The sequence below is a fragment of the Sphingomonas sp. dw_22 genome (assembly GCF_018449795.1).
In the GTDB taxonomy this organism is placed as follows: Bacteria; Pseudomonadota; Alphaproteobacteria; order Sphingomonadales; family Sphingomonadaceae; genus Sphingomonas.
Window position 1 is genome coordinate 60,699 of sequence record NZ_JAAVVE010000017.1, and the last position, 18,464, is coordinate 79,162.

16 protein-coding genes are annotated in these 18,464 nt (G+C 62.0%); 6 read left to right on the forward strand and 10 right to left on the reverse strand.

Features of this window, described 5'->3' with window-relative positions:
• Window positions 1-55: 55 nt before the first annotated feature.
• The 3 genes from HB724_RS10035 to HB724_RS10045 are packed head-to-tail and all read right to left on the reverse strand — an operon-like array spanning window position 56 to window position 8,813.
• Window positions 56-5,578 (reverse strand): DEAD/DEAH box helicase, encoded by a 5,523-nt coding sequence (locus HB724_RS10035; RefSeq protein ID WP_213980785.1) that lies wholly within the window; start codon window positions 5,576-5,578, stop codon window positions 56-58.
• The gene (locus HB724_RS10040) at window positions 5,575-6,462 is read right to left on the reverse strand and encodes a hypothetical protein (RefSeq protein ID WP_213980786.1); all 888 of its coding nucleotides are present in this window, start codon (window positions 6,460-6,462) and stop codon (window positions 5,575-5,577) included. Before HB724_RS10040 ends, HB724_RS10035 begins: the two co-directional genes overlap by 4 nt.
• Window positions 6,459-8,813, reverse strand: a complete 2,355-nt coding sequence (locus HB724_RS10045) for a hypothetical protein (RefSeq protein WP_213980787.1) — start codon at window positions 8,811-8,813, stop codon at window positions 6,459-6,461. Before HB724_RS10045 ends, HB724_RS10040 begins: the two co-directional genes overlap by 4 nt.
• 948 nt (window positions 8,814-9,761) lie before the next feature.
• On the opposite strand from HB724_RS10045, the gene HB724_RS10050 reads away from it, so the two are divergent.
• From HB724_RS10050 to HB724_RS10070, 5 genes are all read left to right on the forward strand, one after another.
• Window positions 9,762-10,004 carry a hypothetical protein gene (locus HB724_RS10050; protein WP_213980788.1) on the forward strand — a complete coding sequence of 81 codons (243 nt, stop codon included), beginning with the start codon at window positions 9,762-9,764 and terminating at the stop codon, window positions 10,002-10,004.
• Between the two features lie 398 nt (window positions 10,005-10,402).
• Entirely contained in the window at window positions 10,403-11,110 is a 708-nt protein-coding gene (locus HB724_RS10055) for a hypothetical protein (protein ID WP_213980789.1), read from the forward strand.
• Between the two features lie 356 nt (window positions 11,111-11,466).
• The gene (locus HB724_RS10060) at window positions 11,467-12,348 is read left to right on the forward strand and encodes a DUF6615 family protein (protein ID WP_213980790.1); all 882 of its coding nucleotides are present in this window, start codon (window positions 11,467-11,469) and stop codon (window positions 12,346-12,348) included.
• A gap of 355 nt (window positions 12,349-12,703) precedes the next feature.
• The gene (locus HB724_RS10065) at window positions 12,704-13,000 is read left to right on the forward strand and encodes an antitoxin (RefSeq protein WP_213980791.1); all 297 of its coding nucleotides are present in this window, start codon (window positions 12,704-12,706) and stop codon (window positions 12,998-13,000) included.
• Window positions 13,001-13,088: 88 nt separating this feature from the next.
• A complete protein-coding gene (locus tag HB724_RS10070) occupies window positions 13,089-14,027 on the forward strand; it encodes a serine protease (RefSeq protein WP_213980792.1) in 939 nt (312 codons plus the stop codon).
• Between the two features lie 468 nt (window positions 14,028-14,495).
• On the opposite strand, the gene HB724_RS10075 is transcribed toward HB724_RS10070, so the two are convergent.
• The 3 genes from HB724_RS10075 to HB724_RS10085 form a co-directional block, all read right to left on the reverse strand.
• On the reverse strand, window positions 14,496-14,789 hold the full coding sequence (locus tag HB724_RS10075; RefSeq protein WP_213980793.1) for an AbrB/MazE/SpoVT family DNA-binding domain-containing protein: 294 nt from the start codon (window positions 14,787-14,789) through the stop codon (window positions 14,496-14,498).
• Window positions 14,790-14,932: 143 nt separating this feature from the next.
• Window positions 14,933-15,208: a ribbon-helix-helix domain-containing protein gene (locus HB724_RS10080; protein WP_256731432.1), complete on the reverse strand. Its 276-nt coding sequence runs from the start codon at window positions 15,206-15,208 to the stop codon at window positions 14,933-14,935.
• A 165-nt stretch (window positions 15,209-15,373) separates the two neighbouring features.
• Window positions 15,374-16,546 carry an ATP-binding protein gene (locus tag HB724_RS10085; protein WP_213980794.1) on the reverse strand — a complete coding sequence of 391 codons (1,173 nt, stop codon included), beginning with the start codon at window positions 16,544-16,546 and terminating at the stop codon, window positions 15,374-15,376.
• Window positions 16,547-16,583: 37 nt separating this feature from the next.
• Here HB724_RS10085 and HB724_RS10090 point away from each other — a divergent pair, with 37 nt between their 5' ends.
• On the forward strand, window positions 16,584-16,859 hold the full coding sequence (locus HB724_RS10090) for a hypothetical protein (RefSeq protein ID WP_213980795.1): 276 nt from the start codon (window positions 16,584-16,586) through the stop codon (window positions 16,857-16,859).
• Between the two features lie 125 nt (window positions 16,860-16,984).
• On the opposite strand, the gene HB724_RS10095 is transcribed toward HB724_RS10090, so the two are convergent.
• The 4 genes from HB724_RS10095 to HB724_RS10110 all read right to left on the reverse strand — a co-directional run.
• Window positions 16,985-17,422 (reverse strand): hypothetical protein, encoded by a 438-nt coding sequence (locus tag HB724_RS10095; RefSeq protein WP_256731433.1) that lies wholly within the window; start codon window positions 17,420-17,422, stop codon window positions 16,985-16,987.
• Between the two features lie 36 nt (window positions 17,423-17,458).
• Complete coding sequence (locus tag HB724_RS10100) at window positions 17,459-17,782, reverse strand: type II toxin-antitoxin system RelE/ParE family toxin (RefSeq protein ID WP_213980796.1); 324 nt, start codon at window positions 17,780-17,782, stop codon at window positions 17,459-17,461.
• Window positions 17,779-18,018: a type II toxin-antitoxin system ParD family antitoxin gene (locus HB724_RS10105; RefSeq protein WP_213980797.1), complete on the reverse strand. Its 240-nt coding sequence runs from the start codon at window positions 18,016-18,018 to the stop codon at window positions 17,779-17,781. Before HB724_RS10105 ends, HB724_RS10100 begins: the two co-directional genes overlap by 4 nt.
• 257 nt (window positions 18,019-18,275) lie before the next feature.
• Window positions 18,276-18,464 (reverse strand): hypothetical protein (locus HB724_RS10110; protein WP_213980798.1); only part of this gene is annotated, 189 nt, incomplete at its 5' end.

Sequence of the window (18,464 nt, forward strand, 5' to 3'; positions counted from 1 at the left end):
CAACCGGGCGCGACGATCCGCGCGCGATGCGCCCGCCGTGCGACAATAGAAAGCATCAATTTATCGGCCTCCGGATCGCCATGAACGCCGAGCGGAACTCGATCGAGAGGCCAGCCTGCGCTGCTGCCGCAGCTGCGGCAGTCAGGGCCGGGTGCATCGTCCCCTGCCGAATGTCCCACATGGGGTGCCGGATAACGTAGGCCCGGCTGCCCGCGATGACCGCCTCCAGGCCCGCGATCGTCGTCCTTGTCGACTGCGGCAGAGCCGCGTGAACGCGATCTGCGGCGCGCCCGGCGACGCCCGACCAATGCGTCGGCGAGAAGTCGATGGGCGCGGTGGCGTCCAAGCACAGTCGTGTCATGTCGATCGCCAAGCGCCAGTCGAGAATGCTGTGATAGGCTAGGTTGCCATAGTCCCGCATGCATTCGTGACAGGAGGTCTGGCACGCAATGCCGTGATCGTCCGGCCTAGCCATCGCCTCGAACATGCCGAGCATCCGCGGCGCCAGGATGTCCCCGAGCAGCGCCTCGAATTCGGTAGGTGTGCCGAGATGGGTGCTGTAGCCCGCGCCGTTCTCCAAAGTGTCGGACAGGAACACCTGGCCTATGACGGCGCCCGCAGCGTCACGTGTGGTGCGGATGCCGGCCTTCAGCTCTGTGTCGCTGACGTCCAGCCTGACAGCCGCCGCCCGGCGAAGCAGGAAGCCGAACGAGTAGAGCGCGGCACGCCCCTCGACGTCGAGTGGATCCGCGAAGACGCCAGCGGGCCATTGTTGCACACCTGCGACCAGCACGTCGGTCTGGCTGATGGCCGCCAAGGCCCGCGGATCGGGACCATCGAGCGGCTGACCGTTCGCGGGATGCCCAATCTTGTCGAGCGCCTGACGCGTCGCCCAGGTCTCCCCCCATAACTTCTCGAACTCGAAGAGCTGGCCATTGTTGTCGTTGATGACGTGGACCGTCTGCTCACCACTGTGGATCTCGAAGTTTCGGTGCGGGACAAGCGGTAGGCCAGCGAGGCCCAGCTTCGGCCGGGTGGCACGCGGTGTCCACTCAAACGTGCCGTCGTAGTCCCTCTCGGTCCGGTATCGCGTCCGGAAGCCTCGCGGCTCGGCCAGGTTCACCACGTGGTAGTCGCCCGCCCCGGCACCGCAGACACCACAATTTGCGGCGCCCGACGGGCTCGGGTCGATCGACTGGCAGAAGCGGCAGATGCCGGTGGGGATTGGAGGGCCGAGCGGATCAGGCACCTCGTCAGGCCTGCCACGCACCATCTGGTAGTCGACAACGCCAATCGCCGTATGGATCATTCCCTCCTTCACCGTCTCCGAGCCCGGCGCGAACTGGCTGATGGCCAGGTCGAGGGGCCGATCGACGACGTCGGGGGGCGGCAACTGGCCCCGCGGTCGGTCATGATAGAGGAAGCGCGTCCGCGTAGGGAATCCGAACATCGGAAGGACGCCCGCATTCGATAGACGCTCGCTGAGCTGTGTCTGCACGAGGCGCGGGCTGGCGACGGCCGCGTCGATCGCCGGAAGCAGTCCAGTCGCAACCCAGGCCTCCAGCTGGGGCTGCTGCGCCTGCAGCTGCGGCTTCGCGGCGTGCAGAAGCAAATCGCAGAGCTCCGAGATCCGCGCCGCGTTCGCCATGATCCAACCGGCGACCAGCGTGCGCACGGTCGCGCCTGGCGGCCCGCTGGGTGCCAGCACCGGCTGCGTCCACGCGGCCGTCTCGCCGAACTCGCCATGGACACTGTCGCCGCTTGCCCCCGGAAAGAGCTGAAGCGCCGAGAAGGCCTCGCGCAACACTTCCTTCGCCAGCACCCGCTTCACGATCGGCTCGACGCCAAGATCGACATATGGCTGGGGCGGCGGGTCGGCGGTGATCCGCTCAGGCCGCTGAAAGTAGTAGTCGTCGTGGCTGCGGCCCCGGCACAAGGTCAACGCGAGGGAGAGCGCGCTCCCGCGGCGTCCCGCGCGGCCCACGCGCTGCTGGTAGTTGAACCTCAGCGGCGGCATGTTCGCCATCATGACGGCCAGAAGCGAGCCGATGTCGACGCCGGCCTCCATGGTGGTTGTGACGCTGAGCAGGTCGACAGTGTCGACCAGGTCGATCTCTTCCGGCGCAGGCAGGCAGACGCCCTGGAACAAGCGCTGGCGCTTCCTCGCGTCAGCCTTGCCAGTCTGCCCAGTCATCTCCTCGCAGTTGAGACGGAAGAGATCGCCAGCCTGCTCCGCGAGGTAGAGGTAATAGTCGCCCGCGGTGGCACCAGTGCCCCTGGCCTGCGGAGGGCCGAGCGGCTGCTGGCAGTCGGTGCAGACGGTGCCGCTCGCGTGGAGGTGTACACGGCGGCATGACGTGCACTCCCACGAGTTGGCTCCTGCGCGAGCGACCCTCAGCCGGTCCGGCTGGATCAGCCAATCCACGACGAGTCCGCCATGGGTGAGCCTAGACTCGACGTCGGTGGTCAGGGCCGCCACCGGGCGGCCGGCCGCCGACGCGACTGCGGTCAGATAGTCGTTCACGAAGCCAGGCGGCGGGGCGCCGGGCGTGCCGATCGCCCGGAACGGCTCACCGTCAATGCGCCGCCGCTCTCCCAGGAGCCGCAACACGCCGTCAGCCGCCTCGACGACGGTGGAGTCGCCGTCGCCGGGAGCGCCTGCTCCAACGGAGGCGTAACCAATCTGGAGCGACTCCAGACCGCGGCGGCCCGAGGCGAAGATAACCCTCAGTATCTCCGCATGGGCGGTGCGCCGAAGCCTTTGCAGGTGATCGACCTGCTGGACTGAGAGCCCGCTGGCGTTCGGTGATGGCGGAACCGTCCCCCAGTTAAACAGGTCTCGCCAGCTGCCAGACCGGTCTGCGGTGTCGGTCCACAGGCTCTCGAGACCGTAGCCACCCGGGTTGATGCCCGCAGCGAGCAGCCGGAGCTCGGCGTCTGCGAACAGCGCCGACACGAGGAACGGCCCGGACGTCCCGGCGATGATGGCGGCCGCCGCCTGCGCGTTGGTCATGCCAGGGTGCGCGGGACTTGACTGCGCCGCCATCGGCCCTGCGGCCGCCATGAGCACCAGAGCCTCCTGCGGCGAGCCCAGCTGGAATGCGCTTGCGGCCGAAGCCTGCGCGGGTGTGAGCGTGGCCCCGGAGAGCTGTAGCTGGAAAGCCGCCGGCCCCTGACCGCTGACGTCGAGCGCGGCGACGAGCGCCTGGCGGACCGCGTCGAGATGGTGTGACTGGCGCATGCCGGCCGAGAGCTTGGCGGCATCTTGCCGGCTGTCGGAGAACACCACGAGCTTCCGGTTGGCGTCGTGGCCCGGAGGAGCGATATCGCGCAGCAGCGCATCGGCCAGAACCTGCGCCACCTTCTGGAAACCGGTGCGTTGGCCGCGGATCGGCGACCCCGCGCCAGACCCTGAGCTGCGACCGCCCCAGTCGGCGTCGCATCGAGGACACTTGGACGGGAAAGCCCCAGGTGTCGCTGCCGCCGGGGCGCCTGGGCGCGGTGGACGATGCTGAGACGGAACGAAGTAAACGTAGCCGTTGCCCGCCGCGCCGGCGGTGAGCAGGCCGGAGCCGGGATCGAGCTGAGCCCTCCGCCATTCGCGATCGACCCGCTTCAGGGACCATCGAGAGGTTCGCGGCGTCCTGCCATTCGAAGGCCAGAAGATCGCGTAGTTGCCGTAGTCGCGCTCTGCGCCCGCACGGTCAGGGACCTGCTCCAGATCGGCGAAATCCGGCGTGAGCCTCCACTGCTGGCCGTTCGCAGTCCCCTTGCGGTATCCGCCAAGGAACACCTCGCCGCAGGGCTCGCAGTAAAGGAGCTCCAGCACGCGAGAACCGCATCCGCAGCCGGAGGCGGGGAGGTGGTGCAACATGCCGACCTGCGGCAGGTCCGGATCGGTCCGCTGAGGCGCCTGGCTGCAGGCCGGGTCCGCACACGCCCATAGCCCCTGCACGTTGCGGAACATGATGTGCGCGCGCACGGGCAGGAGAGGATCACCGTTCGGTAGCTCGGCCGACGCGATCGCCGTGACCAGCCCCTCTGCGGCGGCGGATGCGTCGTGTGGCGCGGTGCCCGGGAAAAGGCGAGCGCCGACATCCTCGGTCTGACGCGGCTCCGGTCGGCTATCGTCATCGCTGCGGCATACGGCGCGAAGGGCGTCCGCCGCCTCGGTGTGCGTCAGCGCGAGGCCGAGGCGGGCCGGAGTTGGATGCGCAGACCCGTCGGGCGCGCCGACGGCCGCCTCGAGATCGGCCACGGCGGCATCAATGCCTGTGTTAGCCACCGCCGCCGGGAACGCGGAGAGCGCGGCCGCATGCTGTCCGACGGTTGCCCGGGCGGTCTGCGACAGTGGGCGCTGACTGCCACCGATGACCTCAAAACGCGACCGGTCACGTCCGAAGAAGCCGTGCAGGTATTCCCGGCCGGCCTGATCGTCCTGAAGAGACGCCGAAGACGCGATGATACGGAGCTGGTCATGATCGGGATGCAGGCCCAGCCGGTCGAGCAGCACGCGGAGAAGGTAGGCGACCTCCGTGCCGGGCGTGCCGCGATAGGTGTGCAGCTCGTCGACCACGAGGTGAAACACGTTGCGCGGGTCGAGCTCCAGCCAAGCGCGGGTCGCGTCGAAGATCGGCGCCTCAACACCGCGCATCAGCATGATGTTGAGCATGCTGTAGTTGGTGATCAGGATGTCGGGCGGCGTGTCCTGCATGTCCCAGCGCGACCACATCTCCGCGCCGTCCATGCTCTGGAAGAACCTCGCCGCGTCGGACCCCGCGACCGCTTGGGCGTCGCGGGACATCGAGCGCAGCTCGTTGCGCAGCTCGGTCAGCTTCGTCCCCGAGGACGAATCGCCCGACACTGGCGTCCGCCCGGTGTAGCGCCCGAAGTAGAGCCGGTTGCCCGCGCGGTTCGCGTCCAGCCACGACCTGGCTGCTGCGCCGTCAAAGCCCAGCCGAAGCCGGACAAGCTGGTCCTCGGCGAGCGCATTCAGCGGATACATCACGAGCGCACGCATCGCCGGTGGCCGTGTTACCGGATCCTCGTGCCCCCGCTGCGGAACGCGGGGGTGATACCGCTGGCCCGCCGGCCCCGCCGCGTCCCACCACTCGTGGGCGGCAGGCAGCGCCTGGGGCTGTCCCCAGCGCGCCGATTCGGCGACCAGCGAGGCGGCGAGCGGCAGGAGGAAGCACTCCGTCTTGCCCGAGCCGGTGCCGCTCGTGACGATCACGTCCTTGTGCTGACGCATGGACGCATCCAGCGCGGCGAGCTGGTGCGCGTAGAGCTCACGGCGCGAATCGAATAGGCCACAGGACACGAAACCGGCGATGTCCGCTATCAGCTGCGGCGGAAGAGACCCAGAAAGGATCTGGGTCGCGGCGGCCGCGAAGCCAAGGCCACTGGAGCGGTAGGGCGGCGCCGGTTCGACCAGCGGTCGCCGGTAGAGGCGACCATCCTGATCCAGCATGCCACGGCGCTCTGCGACCAGACTGTCATACCTCAGGTCAAACGGGCTATCGAGGTAGCGCAGGTAGGTGTCGCGCATTCCCTCGAAGATCGAAACCGGATTGGTCAACTGTCAGCTCCCATTGCGATGGCTCGAAGCGAGGCGGACACGGCCGCCGCCAGCGGGGCGCTAATCCCCGAATATGTCAGACGCCCCTTCGCGGGCACTGGTAGGGCTCCGGATGAGACCACGAGCGCCCGGTCCAGCAAACCCGGCGGACGCGCCGCGATCGGGAAGCTGACCTGACCGCGCGATAGGTCGAGGCGCATCGCTCGCTGCCGCCTACCAAGCGCCCAATATTTCGCGATCCCTGGCGGGACATGCCTCGCCACGCCCGCCAGTTTGAAGATGTGCCGGGTGTCGTAGTCGGACTTGAATCTGAACAGCCCTCGCCGCGATCGCGTGGCTTCGGCCACGGTGGACGCCACCCATGCCACCTTCGAGCTCGAGAACCGCTCCACCTCCCACCCGCCGGTGGGCACTGCCGTCTGGTCGAAACTCGACAGTGCCGGTGGGACGAAGGCGGCCATGATCGCCAGTGGCGCGTTCCACTGAACGGGTAGCCGCGCCTCGCGGGAGACCCGGATGAGGTCGCCAGCGCAGGGCAGGTCGATCTTGACTACATCGGGGCCGTCGCGTTGTCCCATGACACTGACATTGTCACCGGCCGCTTCCATCAGTCGGCTGAGAAGCGGAGCCGACCTCGCGCCGCACAGGACCGCCGAAATAGTCCCGACAGGATCCCCAGCCGCGAGGACAGGTGGTGCTACCCGCCAGCCCTCGCCGGAATCTGCACCGAACTCGCAGTGGGCGAGGCTGTTGAAGCCCCAGATCGCGCGGCTGAACGAGGACGGCGCGCCTCGGCGCGTCGGCACCAGCTCCGTTGCCCGCCGCTTGAAGGCGGAGTCCGAGCCGGAGCCTATCGCGGACGCCCAGAATAGAAGCTCGTTCATCGGCGACGCTTTCGCAGCGAGCGAGCGGTCGCGAGATACCGGATCCATAGTGCGCGCTCGGGACCGCCATCAGCACCGGCACGTCGGCTCGAGCAGATCGCACGCGCCCATCGGAGCACGGCATCGCGCGATCCAACAGGTGTGCCAGGTGTGACCTTCGAGCCGATCAGCGCTGGACCGGCGCCACGGGTGCCGACGCCGCCGGACAGCATCCAGACCGGTTCGAACCGCGGCGACGCCACGGACACACCGCCCTCCAAAGCGGTGAACATGCAGATCTCTCCAGGACGGGCACCGATTAACACGCCGGACGAACTTGTCTGGAAGATGCGCCCCTCTCCCGGTCCTGAAAGCGCTCCGGCCAGAGGCACCGCGTCACTCCACGCTGGCCACCAACCCCAATCTGACGCCCCGGCCTCGATCGCGTAGTTCGCCATGACGCCGCCATGCTCGACCCTGTGCTGACCGGGGGCGTCCCACCGGTCGGCCGTCCAGACGCCCTTTGCATCCTGAGCTCCCTCTCGACCGTCGATCAACACAGGGTCTCCCTCCGAGATAAGGCCGAGCAGTTGGATCGTTGGCGGATACCCCTCAAGCCAAGTCGCGTGCGCGAGCTTGATGCCGCCGGAGAACTCGACCGCGACAGCTGGTAGCGGGTCGAGCGCGTCGAGAATGCCCGGCCCGCCGACCGGAAGTGACGGGCGCAACGGTCGAACGCCCCGCCAGCAGATCCATCCGTCAGGCACATTCGGCCCCTCAATGCGCATTGGCTCCGGCGATCCGGTGGCGACGATTTGCGCAAGGGCGACCTCACCGAGTCCTTCCCGGCATATGACGACACTCTCCTGGCCGATCGCCACGCGCGGCTTGCTCACAAACCCAGCAACGCGCGGATCCGGGCTCAGGACGTGCAGATCCCTCGACGTGCGCCTCCAGCTCACTGGTATGCCGGCGGCGGCGATGAAAAGAGGCTCGCCGAACGCCGCGGCGGCATCGGGCAGAGCGAGCGGCTCGAGAAGCTGTTCATCAAGCTGGCCGAGCAAGAACTCTTCTCCACCGAGGTCGACCGCGACGTCGTCGTCCTGCACGCCGTTGGGCACACGCAGAAGCGCCCACAGCTCGACACCCCAGTCACCGGGGCCAATCAGCAGTTGCAGCGCGGCATCGAAATTCTGGATGTCGGTTCCGCTCGAAGACACTGCAGCGGGAGCGCGTCGCGTGCGGGCACGGCTGAGCCTGGGCCGATACTCGCCAGGCCTTCGCCTGACAGTCGACGCAGCCTCGCCGGCCGAGCCCGCATCTTCTGCTGTCGCCCGCGGGTCCTGCGACTCCGCGTCGAAAGCGTCCACATCCGAGTAGGGGCGGACCTCCGGTTCCTCGACGGCCGGATATCGGTCATCCTGCTCCTCGGAAGCCTCAATTTCTCCCGCTGCACCAGAGATTTCCTCAACCTCGGGCGCATCTTCGGGGCAATCCCCGTCATCCATCGCCGAATCGGCAGCCACTGGCCGGGCCTTGTATGGCTCTCCGAAGTCGTCGTGCTCGCCTGGATCCTCGGCGACGGCGAGCTCTTCGTCCGCGGATAGCTCGACGAGCGATTGGTCGACTGATCCTCCATCTGGTGCTGGCGGCGGCGCGTTGCCAGCTTCGCCGGCTGTCGAAGATGGCATGGCATCGACATCGACGGGCCGCGTGGACGAGACCGGCTCACCTGATGGTGACGTGAAGTTTTCGATTTCGGAATGCTCGAGTGGCGCTGGAACTTCCAGCAAGCTCTCCTCGACCGCAATGTGATCGACACCGGATTTTCCGAGATCGGCCGTCACTTCATCCGCTTGAGTTTCCACCGCTGCGGTCGCGGCCCGGTCATCGTCCGAACCTGCTGGATCGCGGGGGTCCTCCCGATCGGCTTCGCTTGCGCCAGCTTCAAGTCCATCTGACGCCGACGTCACCGACCAAGCTGAGGCCTGAAAACCGTCATCGTTGATCGAGGTAGTCGCGATCGACGTCTCGTCATGCCGATTCTCGGAGACGGGTGCCTCTGCACTGATAGCCCCCCCTGCGGGCCCAGGCTCGTCATCGACGTTCGCCGTGGTGATGTCATTGGCCAACCCGACCTCGGCATGCCGCATCGGCGCGAATTCCGGCTCGGCCTTCAGCGCGACGGTATGATCTCGATCGGTTGCCTGCGAGGCCGAAGCGTCAAGCTCGATAGCGATAGCGATAGCGATTGCGATTGCCGGGACTTCGCTATCCGAAGGCTCGACTTCGCTGCCATCCAGCGGCTCGACCACGTCTGGAAGGATTTCCCTGATGGGATGGTCGCCGGTGTCTAAGTTCGGTTCGTCCACGGTAACGACTTCATCGGCGCGACCGAGCGGGCCATCATCGGAAGCGAGTGCGACCGCCTCTCCTCGGGCATGTGATACTGTAAAGCTGGGTGCGGCCGGCCCGGTGTCCTTCGTGACAGCTTCTCCATCCGGATCTGGCGCTGGCTTGCGTCTTCCTGAGAACAATCGGCTGAGCAATCCCCTCAGCCTGCCGATTAGGCCCATCATGGCAAGCACACGCGCGCGACGCACCGCCACGCCCGACGGAACGGCACCCGACACACAAACTTTCCCGCGATCCACCGCCTGTACGACAATCCAACCCCCGTCCGTTGCCAAGCTAGCAAATGCGGCACCGGGAGCAATTGAAATCAACGATTTGAAAGCATTCGCAGGAACCCAAGATAAAGGCCTTTTCCGGCCTCGAAGCACGATGCAAAACCGGCAGTTTAGAACGCCACATGATACTTGGCGCTTTTAGAAACTCGCGGACAGACCCAGCATCTTTTTGACCCAAAACGGTCGCAATTCGGTTTCGATGAAGTGTCGACGTCGACTTCGGCAAGCATCGCGCGTCGATCCGGCACACCGCCCAGACACTTCGAGGTCCGAGCCGGTCCATCCGCCACTTCAACTGCCCAGGAATGGCAATTGCAGTCACTCGAAATTTGGAAGCCGCGCCTTGCTGATGGTGACGCCTGTCGCGGGAGCGTTGCGGATCCGCCCTCAAGAGGCATTGCGATACTTAGCCGCCCAGAGACACTTCGGAAGAACGTTTGAGCCGACATCCACGTCCGCTGCCGCCGTCGAACAATGGCAGACGCTTAGTCGAGACTTGAACGAACGGCCGCTATTAGGGCGCGTTTCCGCCGACGAGCGTTGGTGGCTCGTCCATGACCGCTTCCGCCGCGATTGCGGACACGCCCTTCGTAAGCCACGGTATGGTCATCGAGCAAACGAGGCCAAGCAATGCGACTGCCGATCCGCAACTATCTCTCGACGCCGCTCACGATCTTAATTGAGCCGATGTGCGACCAATATGAGGTTCCAGCCGGAGGCGAAGCCGTTGTGATCCTTGAAGATGGACACCCGCATTCAATAGACATCCACCCCGAAAACTGGGTCTCGGTTTGGAATGAAAGCCGGGAATGGGCGACCGTCGAGATATTTGACGAACATCAATTCTCGAAGCCGAAGCGCGAAGCAGAATAGGGACTGGGGATAGCAGCTTTTCGACCCAGCAGCGGACGCTAGGCAGACGGCCGTGCGAACGGCCGGTTTTAGGATGCTCTGCGGGCCCAGCGAGTGTCCGACTTTGGGGCGCGAAGCCGCCCGGCCGCTCACGACCAACCTACGTCTTTCCGATGCGATGCCGGGAACGTCGGCTCATGCTATTATCTGTCGTTCCGCGCTTCACAAATCTGTCAATTAACCTCGCTCCATTATCTGCGCCAACGCGGCGCGCATAGAGTCATCGCTGAAATTTCACTGTCCAACTATGCATCCTATCCTCAGATCCAATAAAAAGCGGTTGGAAATCTATGGACCATTCGATAAGATAATTTGAAGTATTCTACTGTACGATGCTTTATCCAATTATTGGAGTTACGATGCCTATCGTGATCGACATGAAAGCTATGATAGGGGACGTCGAGAACAATCCGAAATATGAGGTCCTCGTAAAAGTCTTTAATCAGGCTGAACTTGTCCAGGGATGCGCTGCGGATGTGTCGCAGGCAGCAGCTTGTTTGCGCTCTCTTGATGAACTCGAAGCGACCGTCAAAGATATTCAACCTTATCACAAGACATTGCAACAGGCGTTAATCAACTCGGCCCTGATCCTTTATGCACGTGGCACTCATCCCGGAGTCGAAAGCAGTGGCCGTGGAGCAGCCAAGACGAGGAAGCATCTGCCTGTTGAGCTGCGTCCACTGCACGATGCCATCATCACCGTGCGAAACAAGGCTGTCGCCCATGTTCACCTAGGAAATGGGCTGGACGCATGGCATCAAAACTTTGCAGTCATGGCGCCGATCGTCAGCAATGGAGGCTGGCAGCCGGCAATTGTCACGCGTGCGCACATCTATAATCCTGATGTGATCGATAATCTTAGAACACTTATTCCTGCAGTTGAAGCGATCTTTCAGGAGCGTTATCAGGACTTTATCAAGCAGGCGGCCAAGCTCTTCAACGAAAACCCGCTTGACGCAACTCCCTATCTGACCACGGCCGAGCAGCTTTTTAGCTGCGACACCAAGAAGGCCCAGGAATTTCTGGCGGGTCAGGGGTCGGGCACCACCTCGACGATCTATTCGTAGAGAGAGTTCATCGGCGGGCATCACAGTCGCATGACAAGTGAGTGATATCAGCATCGCCGCTTGACCGGCTCGGCCAATTGATTCCCGCAAGGTCGGTACGCCTCAAGGGGATCCGGTGGCGCGATTTCGCGCCCTACCGCCGTCGTTGGCCCTTCCAGGGCGGGCAGCGGCTCAAGAGGCCGCAAGCCCCAAGCGGTCACTGCAAAGCCGGATGGCAGCAGCTGAAAACGCCTTGCTTTGCAAAACGATAGGCGGGAGATGGCGGCGATCCGCAGAAGCGACGGGCACGTTCATTCTTGCAAGGGATGATCGACGAAGCCTGAAGCAGCGAGAGCAGGCTTCGGGAAACGCGCAACATGATCGGATTTACGAAGGAGCAGCTCTTTCTTCTCGACCAAGCCAGTCAGGTTTGGTCGGAGCTAGCGGATTCCAAAGCTTTGGAATATCCTTGGGAAGAGGAGACTATCACCAACATCCTGATCAAAAACATTAGGAAGGGCTATCCGGGGAAGATGGTCGTCATTCCTTTCACCAAGGCGATCGAAGGCGAGAGCGGCGCCGATTGGATCTGGTCCTTCGTCAGCGTCAATGGATCGAGCACGGCCACCATGCTCGTCCAAGCCAAAAAGCTTGACGATGCCGGGAAGAAATATCGTGAGATTATGCACACGATCGGCACCAGAAAGCCCCCCGAGCTCCAGATCGACAAATTGCTGGCAACCGCCAAGGCCCACAACATTCCGGCGCTCTACGCCTTCTACAACCACGTCTCCGACGTCTCGCGGATCCCCATAAGCTGTCAGTCGCTGCAGCCAGGATCTCCTCAACATATGACCGGATTCGGCATCAGTATCGCCAGCGCCGAGAGTGTGCAGGCGAATCTCCCTCATCTGGACTTCGACGTTCACAGCAAGGATTCCATTCCGCTGCACTGCCTGCTCTGCACCGGCAACGCGGACAAGCGTGGTTCCGGCGGATCTCCCGACGCCATCGTCGCGGTGTTGAAACAGAGGCTCAGCGAACGCAGACGCCTTGCCCGTGAAGCGTCCAAGGTGAAGCGCGAGCCGGATCAGCTCGGCTTCCTGACCGAGATGCATCCAGTCGTTGCCAGGGCGGTCCAGTTCCGGGACAGGCTGGCGGAAGGGGCGGATCCGCGCGAATTCGACCTGCCCGACGTTGCGGGCGTTGTCGTTATGATCGACGGGGAAGATGACCGGAAGCTCAGGCGGCCGGACTAAAGACTGCGTAGCTTTGTAAGAAATCCGCTGTTTTTTTTGGGTGTCCGCTATAGCGGGCGAAGCATCTAGTCTAAAGTTACCTGACTCTAGCCGGCCTGCCTTTCGCATCCGCCAGGTGATCACGGCGCCCACTGTGAACGCCCGCTTCATCCGAAACCCGCCGCTCACAACTCTGCGCGCCAACGACAGGTTTGTCCCCAGGGCTGACCTTCGCGGGTTTACGAACATAATCGTGCCGCCAAGGATCGGGCACGAAGCGGGCAGCGCGTGATGCTCAGAGCACGGGCGGACGCATCCCGTTTAGCGCCGGGCGTCACCGTGATAGTGTCGCGCCCAATAAAAGATCGGGGACTATATGAGCCGGCTCACCATCGACGTTACGGACCAGCAGCACGAGACGCTCAAAGCGATGGCAGCCTTGCAGGGCAAAACCATCAAGGAATTTGCGCTGGAACGATTGTTCCTTGCTGACGGGAACGAGGAGAATGCCTGTCAGGAGCTAAAAGTGCTGTTGGAACACCGTGTCTCTCGGGGGCTCCGAGGCCATGTATCAAACAAAAGCATCGGCGAGATCGTTGAAGAGGAATTGAATAAGGTCGCCTTCGACGTGCTTACGACGGCGAGCAATGACAGAGGCTCAGCGCAAACCTGAAGCTGAATCCGCCATCTTATCGGTTGTCGAGTTCGGCATAGTAACTACCAATATGACCACCGCTCTTGGCCGGGAAAGGGAGTGAGAGGTGACCAGATCCGACGCTGAAGAAGATTTCATCGGCAACCTCGATGATCTTTACAACCTTTGCTGGGCATTCAAGGCAGCAGTGGGTGCGATCGAGGTGTGGAATGACCGCGGCCAGGGCATGGGCACCGGATTTCACATCGGGAACGGCTATGTGATCACCGCTGCTCATGTTCTCGAAGGGGCAAGCCGCGCGACTTTGTCATTCCATGACACCATTGAGCGCGCTCTACCTGAAGAACCGCGGGAAGAGCATGAAAGTTTCGAGCAGTACCTGAAGGCGTGGCGCCACGCGGAAGAAATCGATCTCTCGCAGGTGATCTATCATGATGGCGGCACGGATATCGCGCTCTTTCGAAACGCGGTATTCGCAGCAAATGATGTTGAAAAGGCAAGAACCCATCAAATGCCGATTCCGGTGCACCTGTATGATCGGATTCATCTCGGGCCACCCATGGAAGACGAGATCAGCGATAACCTCGTGATGTTGCAAGGCGTCGTGCTTGGCTACCCGTCCATTCCCTTTTCGGCGGAACCTGTGCTGGTAGCGCACGAGTTTCGCGTCAGTGCGGTCATCCAGCGTTATGATACCGGCAGGCCCGCCTTCATCCTGTCAGGCCTGCCGCGTGGCGGCTTCAGTGGGGCACCGGTGATTACGCAAGGCGGCTGGTTTCTCGGGGTGATCACCGAGGCGCTCTATGGCCAGACGCTGGCCGATCCACAGGCAGCGCCCTATTTCCAGACGATCACCCCCGACCCGGTACTGGAAATTCTCCAACAGGCGGGCAACAAGCCGGAGCACGTCAATCCCGAGCTTGCCGCTTTCTACCGCGAACACAACATTCACACCATGACTAAGGAAGAACACGAAGCCTTCTGGAGGGAAGCCGCCAATCAGTCAGAGATGGAGAGAAGATCAACCGATTGTGGATCCGGTTGAGCGATCGACCGCAGAATTTGCGTTGAAGCAGCCATGTGTACAGCCGAAGATGCTAGCGGATTCCTTTCCGAGTCCTCTCGCCATATTAGATACATACCAGTGAACGCCGTACGTCAAAGCCAGGAAGAAGGCCGTCATTCTAGGCAGGGGCGCCGCCACCGGCCACTTCGTGCTGGCTTCCATAAAGACGAAGAAATCTATGATCTCTGATCAGAAGATCGCCGCTGCTGTGAAGAGCGTTCTCGACAGGAAGAAGTAAATCCGTAGCGCGAACCGCGTCGTCCGATGACGTCTTCATCAATTTCCGTTCGATGAAGCTTTTGCGCCAACCTTTCGCGCGATCATTCTCGCCGTCCTTGCATGCAGTTTCAGATCGCGATCGGCACGAGACCGTCATCATGCGGGGTGCCGGGACGCTCAAAGGAGGTCGGAGGCAAGGTACGTTTCAAGAAGCTGAGTCGAAGATTTTCACGATTCGCCGGCCCTGCCCCGCTCGACTATCTCGTTCATTTCCTCAATCGAGATCGGCCGCTGCCCTTCCCGCTTCAGCATGCCAAAGACGGCTGCAATGCTGCCCTTGCGCCGCGCCAGTTGGATCTCGACGCTCCCACTGGGCAGCTTGTGCAAGACTATTTCGGATCCTGCTTGAGCGCCAAGATGCTGCAGGATGTCCTCGGGCAAAGTGACATTGCCGTCCGCCATGACCGTCAGGACGTAGTTCTCAGCCGAAGGTACGACATCATCTATCACGTGGCCCTTCATCTGGGCAAAACCGCTCTCTCCCCGGCAACATCAAAATCTCACCTTTCGAGCAACAGTTCGGCCATGCGCTTCATCTCATCTTTCGCCGCGCTCGCGATCAAAACTGATCCGCGGATTCCTAGCTCGTCGATTTAGAGGTCATGCTACTGGTGGGGAAGCGGAGGTTCGGACGAAGGGCTATCGGCCCATGTCTGGACGCTCTGGTGATCGATGACGCGGCCGGCATTGACATCGTCCAGAGCCTCGAGTGTCAACCTATGCCGCTCTTCCTCCTTATCGATCCAGACTGCCAATGCCTGTTCGACGATCCATCCTCGCGAGCGTCCGATGCGTGCTGCCAAAGCATCGACTTTGTTGACCAAGCCTTCCGGCACGTGAGCGGTTAGTACTCTTGCCGCTGCCATGATGATCGCCTCCAATCAGATCGGAAATTAATCACGCCTAGCGGGATTAAGCGAGTTGGTTGCGGATTCTCAGCCATATGCCCGGAGTGACCGTCAGGATGTGATCTCAACCAAGGACGCGATCAACCGTCATGTGGCCCTTCTTCCGGACAATGCCCTCTCCCCGCTGACATCGAAAGCTCACTTTTCGAGCAGCAGTTCGGCCAGCGCACGTACGCCTGTCACCGTCACACCCTCCGCGATCGGATACTGGTCGGCGCCCGGATAGACGACAAACGACCTGTCCGGCTCCAGATCCTCGCGGGCGTGATGAAAGCCGCGTTCGAGCTTAGGGGATAAGCTCCGCTTGATTTCTATCGCCCAACGCCCGCGGTTCCCCGGCAATTCGAGGAAGAGGTCGATCTCGGCCCCCGCCAATGTCCTGTAGAAGCTCGCCGTCGTCCGGTCGGGTGCGGCGGCAAGCAGGCTCTCGACCACAAAGCCTTCCCAGCTCATACCGACAACCGGATGGCCCGACAGCGTCTCCAAGCTGTCGATCCCCAGCAAGGCATGCACAAGTCCGCTGTCACGGACATAGATCTTGGGCGATTTGACTAGGCGCTTGCCGGCATTGGTCGAATAGGGCCGCAATTTGCGAACGAGCAACAGATCGACGAGCAAATCGATGTAGCTGCTCACGGTTGGGCTGCTGACACCGAGGCTGGCCGCTAGGCGCGAAGCATTGAGCGTCGTGCCCTGTCCGTGCGCCAGCATCGTCCATAGCCGCTCCAGAGTTTCAGCGGCGATCCGCGGACCGAACTGCGGGACGTCCCTTTCCAGATAGGTGCGGATGAAATTGCGTCGGAACGCGAAGCTGTCTGCGTCGGTGCGCGCCAGATAGCTTTCCGGGAAACCGCCCCTCACCCAGAGTTGCTGCGCCGCTTCCAACCCCGGCGGGATTTCCGCGACATCGAATGGCGCGAGATCAATATACTCAATGCGTCCCGCCAACGTTTCACCGGACTGGCGAAGCAGTTCGATCGAAGCTGATCCCAGGATGAGAAAGCGTCCGGTTCGGTGACCCCGCCGGCGCCCTTGATCGATCAGGCCCCGCAGGGTCTGGAAAATTTCCGGAGCGCGATGAATCTCGTCGAACACCACGAGCCGATCCTCATAGGATCGCAGGAACAATGCCGGATCAGCGAGCTTGGCGCGGTCTTCCGGTGCCTCCAGATCGAGATAGACAGACGGTCGCTCCTCGGCGATGTCCTGGGCAAGCGTGGTCTTGCCGACCTGGCGCGGGCCGATGATGGCGACAGCTGCCTGTCTCCCTAGCGCTTCCCGGACCTGCTGTTTGGCGCGACGCTCAATCATCATTACTTATCTAAATCTAAGATTTAAATTTACAAGGATGAATGACGATTTCCGTTCCCACGGGGATGTCAGCAAAGGATTGGAACCACAAATCCTCCATCGTTATATGGGAGGTATGCCAAAAGAGCAGGTTCCGACAACGCAGAAGCTCGTCCGCGATTCGAAGTCCGGACGCATCGTTGTCGTGCGCGGCGTTGGCGCGCTCAAGGGACGCCTGTCCATCAAGAAGGGTATTGATCTCACCAAGCCTATCGCATCACAGGTCATGAAAGGCTCGACGCGGAAGGCCGCCTCTGTCCCGGCCAAGCATTAGCGCTTTCTGTCTAGTCGTCAGTTCATGGGCGTATTGATGGGGTGACGGAATGGCGCACATTTAGATGCGAAGCTTGTTTAAGTTCCGATGCTAATGCTCGAAATACGCCCGGCCCTCCCAATGCCCTAGCCGTGTAAAATGCCCGCCATCTCATCCTCCGCGGCGGCGAGCACCTTGTCCGGCGCGCTAAACAGCAAGTCCTTGGGCGCCCTGCCGCCCAGAAAACCGTTTATCGAGGCGAACCATATCGCAATGTCCCACTCGTCCAATTCGCCTTCAAAGCGCTTCAGGATAGGCGCGAGACCTTTGATGGGACGATAGGCCGCCTCCGGATGTAGTGCATAGCCAGGATAATAATTCCTGCCATTCTGGCGCAGCGCGAAGATCCGGCCATTGCGCTTCCACCTGCTTGGCTGAGCATTGGCATTGCGGCCTTTGAGGTCGGCCATTTGGGAGAGCTGGGCCGCCGTGAACCAGTCCGCCGACTTGAGCACGGCATCGCGCGCCTCCGCGTTCATCCTGGCCTCGACGAGATGGACCGACTGCAAAGATCCGTGAACCATCAGAATATCGTCCCGTCCGCTATAGGAAGAGCCCGCTCAGTCAGTATCGACTACATGAGTGTAAATGTCCCGGCGAGCGTGAAGAACTCTCCAGACATCGATTTTATCGTCCAGTTCCATATAGAAGACCAGATAGCGATACCCTTCCAACTGCCAGCTGCGCAATCCGGGCAGATTGAGCTCATGGGCAAATCGCGGAGAGCCGCCTTTGGGGAAATCGGCCAGCGCACCATAAGCGTTTTCAAGGCTGTCGATGAAGCCCATGGCGACATCGGCTCCAGCCTCGACGAGATAATAGCCGATAGCTTGATCTATATCCTGCCGAGCCAGCTCACGCGGGACAATGGGCTTGGACGTCATCCCGCCGAATGATCGCGAACGCGATTGCGCAGCCCTTCAAAATAAGCCGCGTCCACAGCCGTTCCCGGAGCGGAAGCCGCCCCTTCCAGAAGCAGAGCTCGCAGCTGCTGCCGATCCTGATCCATCCGGATCAACTCACGGACATATTCGCTACTCGTGCCATAGCCGCGCGCCGACACCTGCCGGTCCACATAGGACTTGAGCGCGTCCGGAAGGGAGATGTTCATCGTGCTCATCGCTTCATCCAGATAAGAACTTTGGCAAAATTTGGCAAGCGCCCTCCCCCTCCCCGAGTTGCCCGTTCCAATCCTACCTTCGCTCGGTTCGGCGCGTGAAGCTTGAGCGTAAGAAAGCTCTCTCACCACAGCCCAGTAAAGAGCGTTCTCACCGTTTCCGCTAAAGGCCAGATAACCTTGAGCGCGAGATTCTGCGCCATATGAGCGTGCATCCGGGCGAGAAGATCGAGATCGCCTGCCCAGCGGCAAACTCTGTATCAGAGCCGCAAAACGCCCTGGAAGATACTGGATGTTTTCGGCTCTCTTAAACTCGAAGGACGCGAGCCTCTGTCGATTGAAGAGATGAACGAGGTCATCGCGAAGGGCTGGGCCGGCCAATTGTGAAGATCACTGGCAACACCAACATGCTCCGCAGCCTTGGCCTCGCTTTTATGGTCGTACCTGAT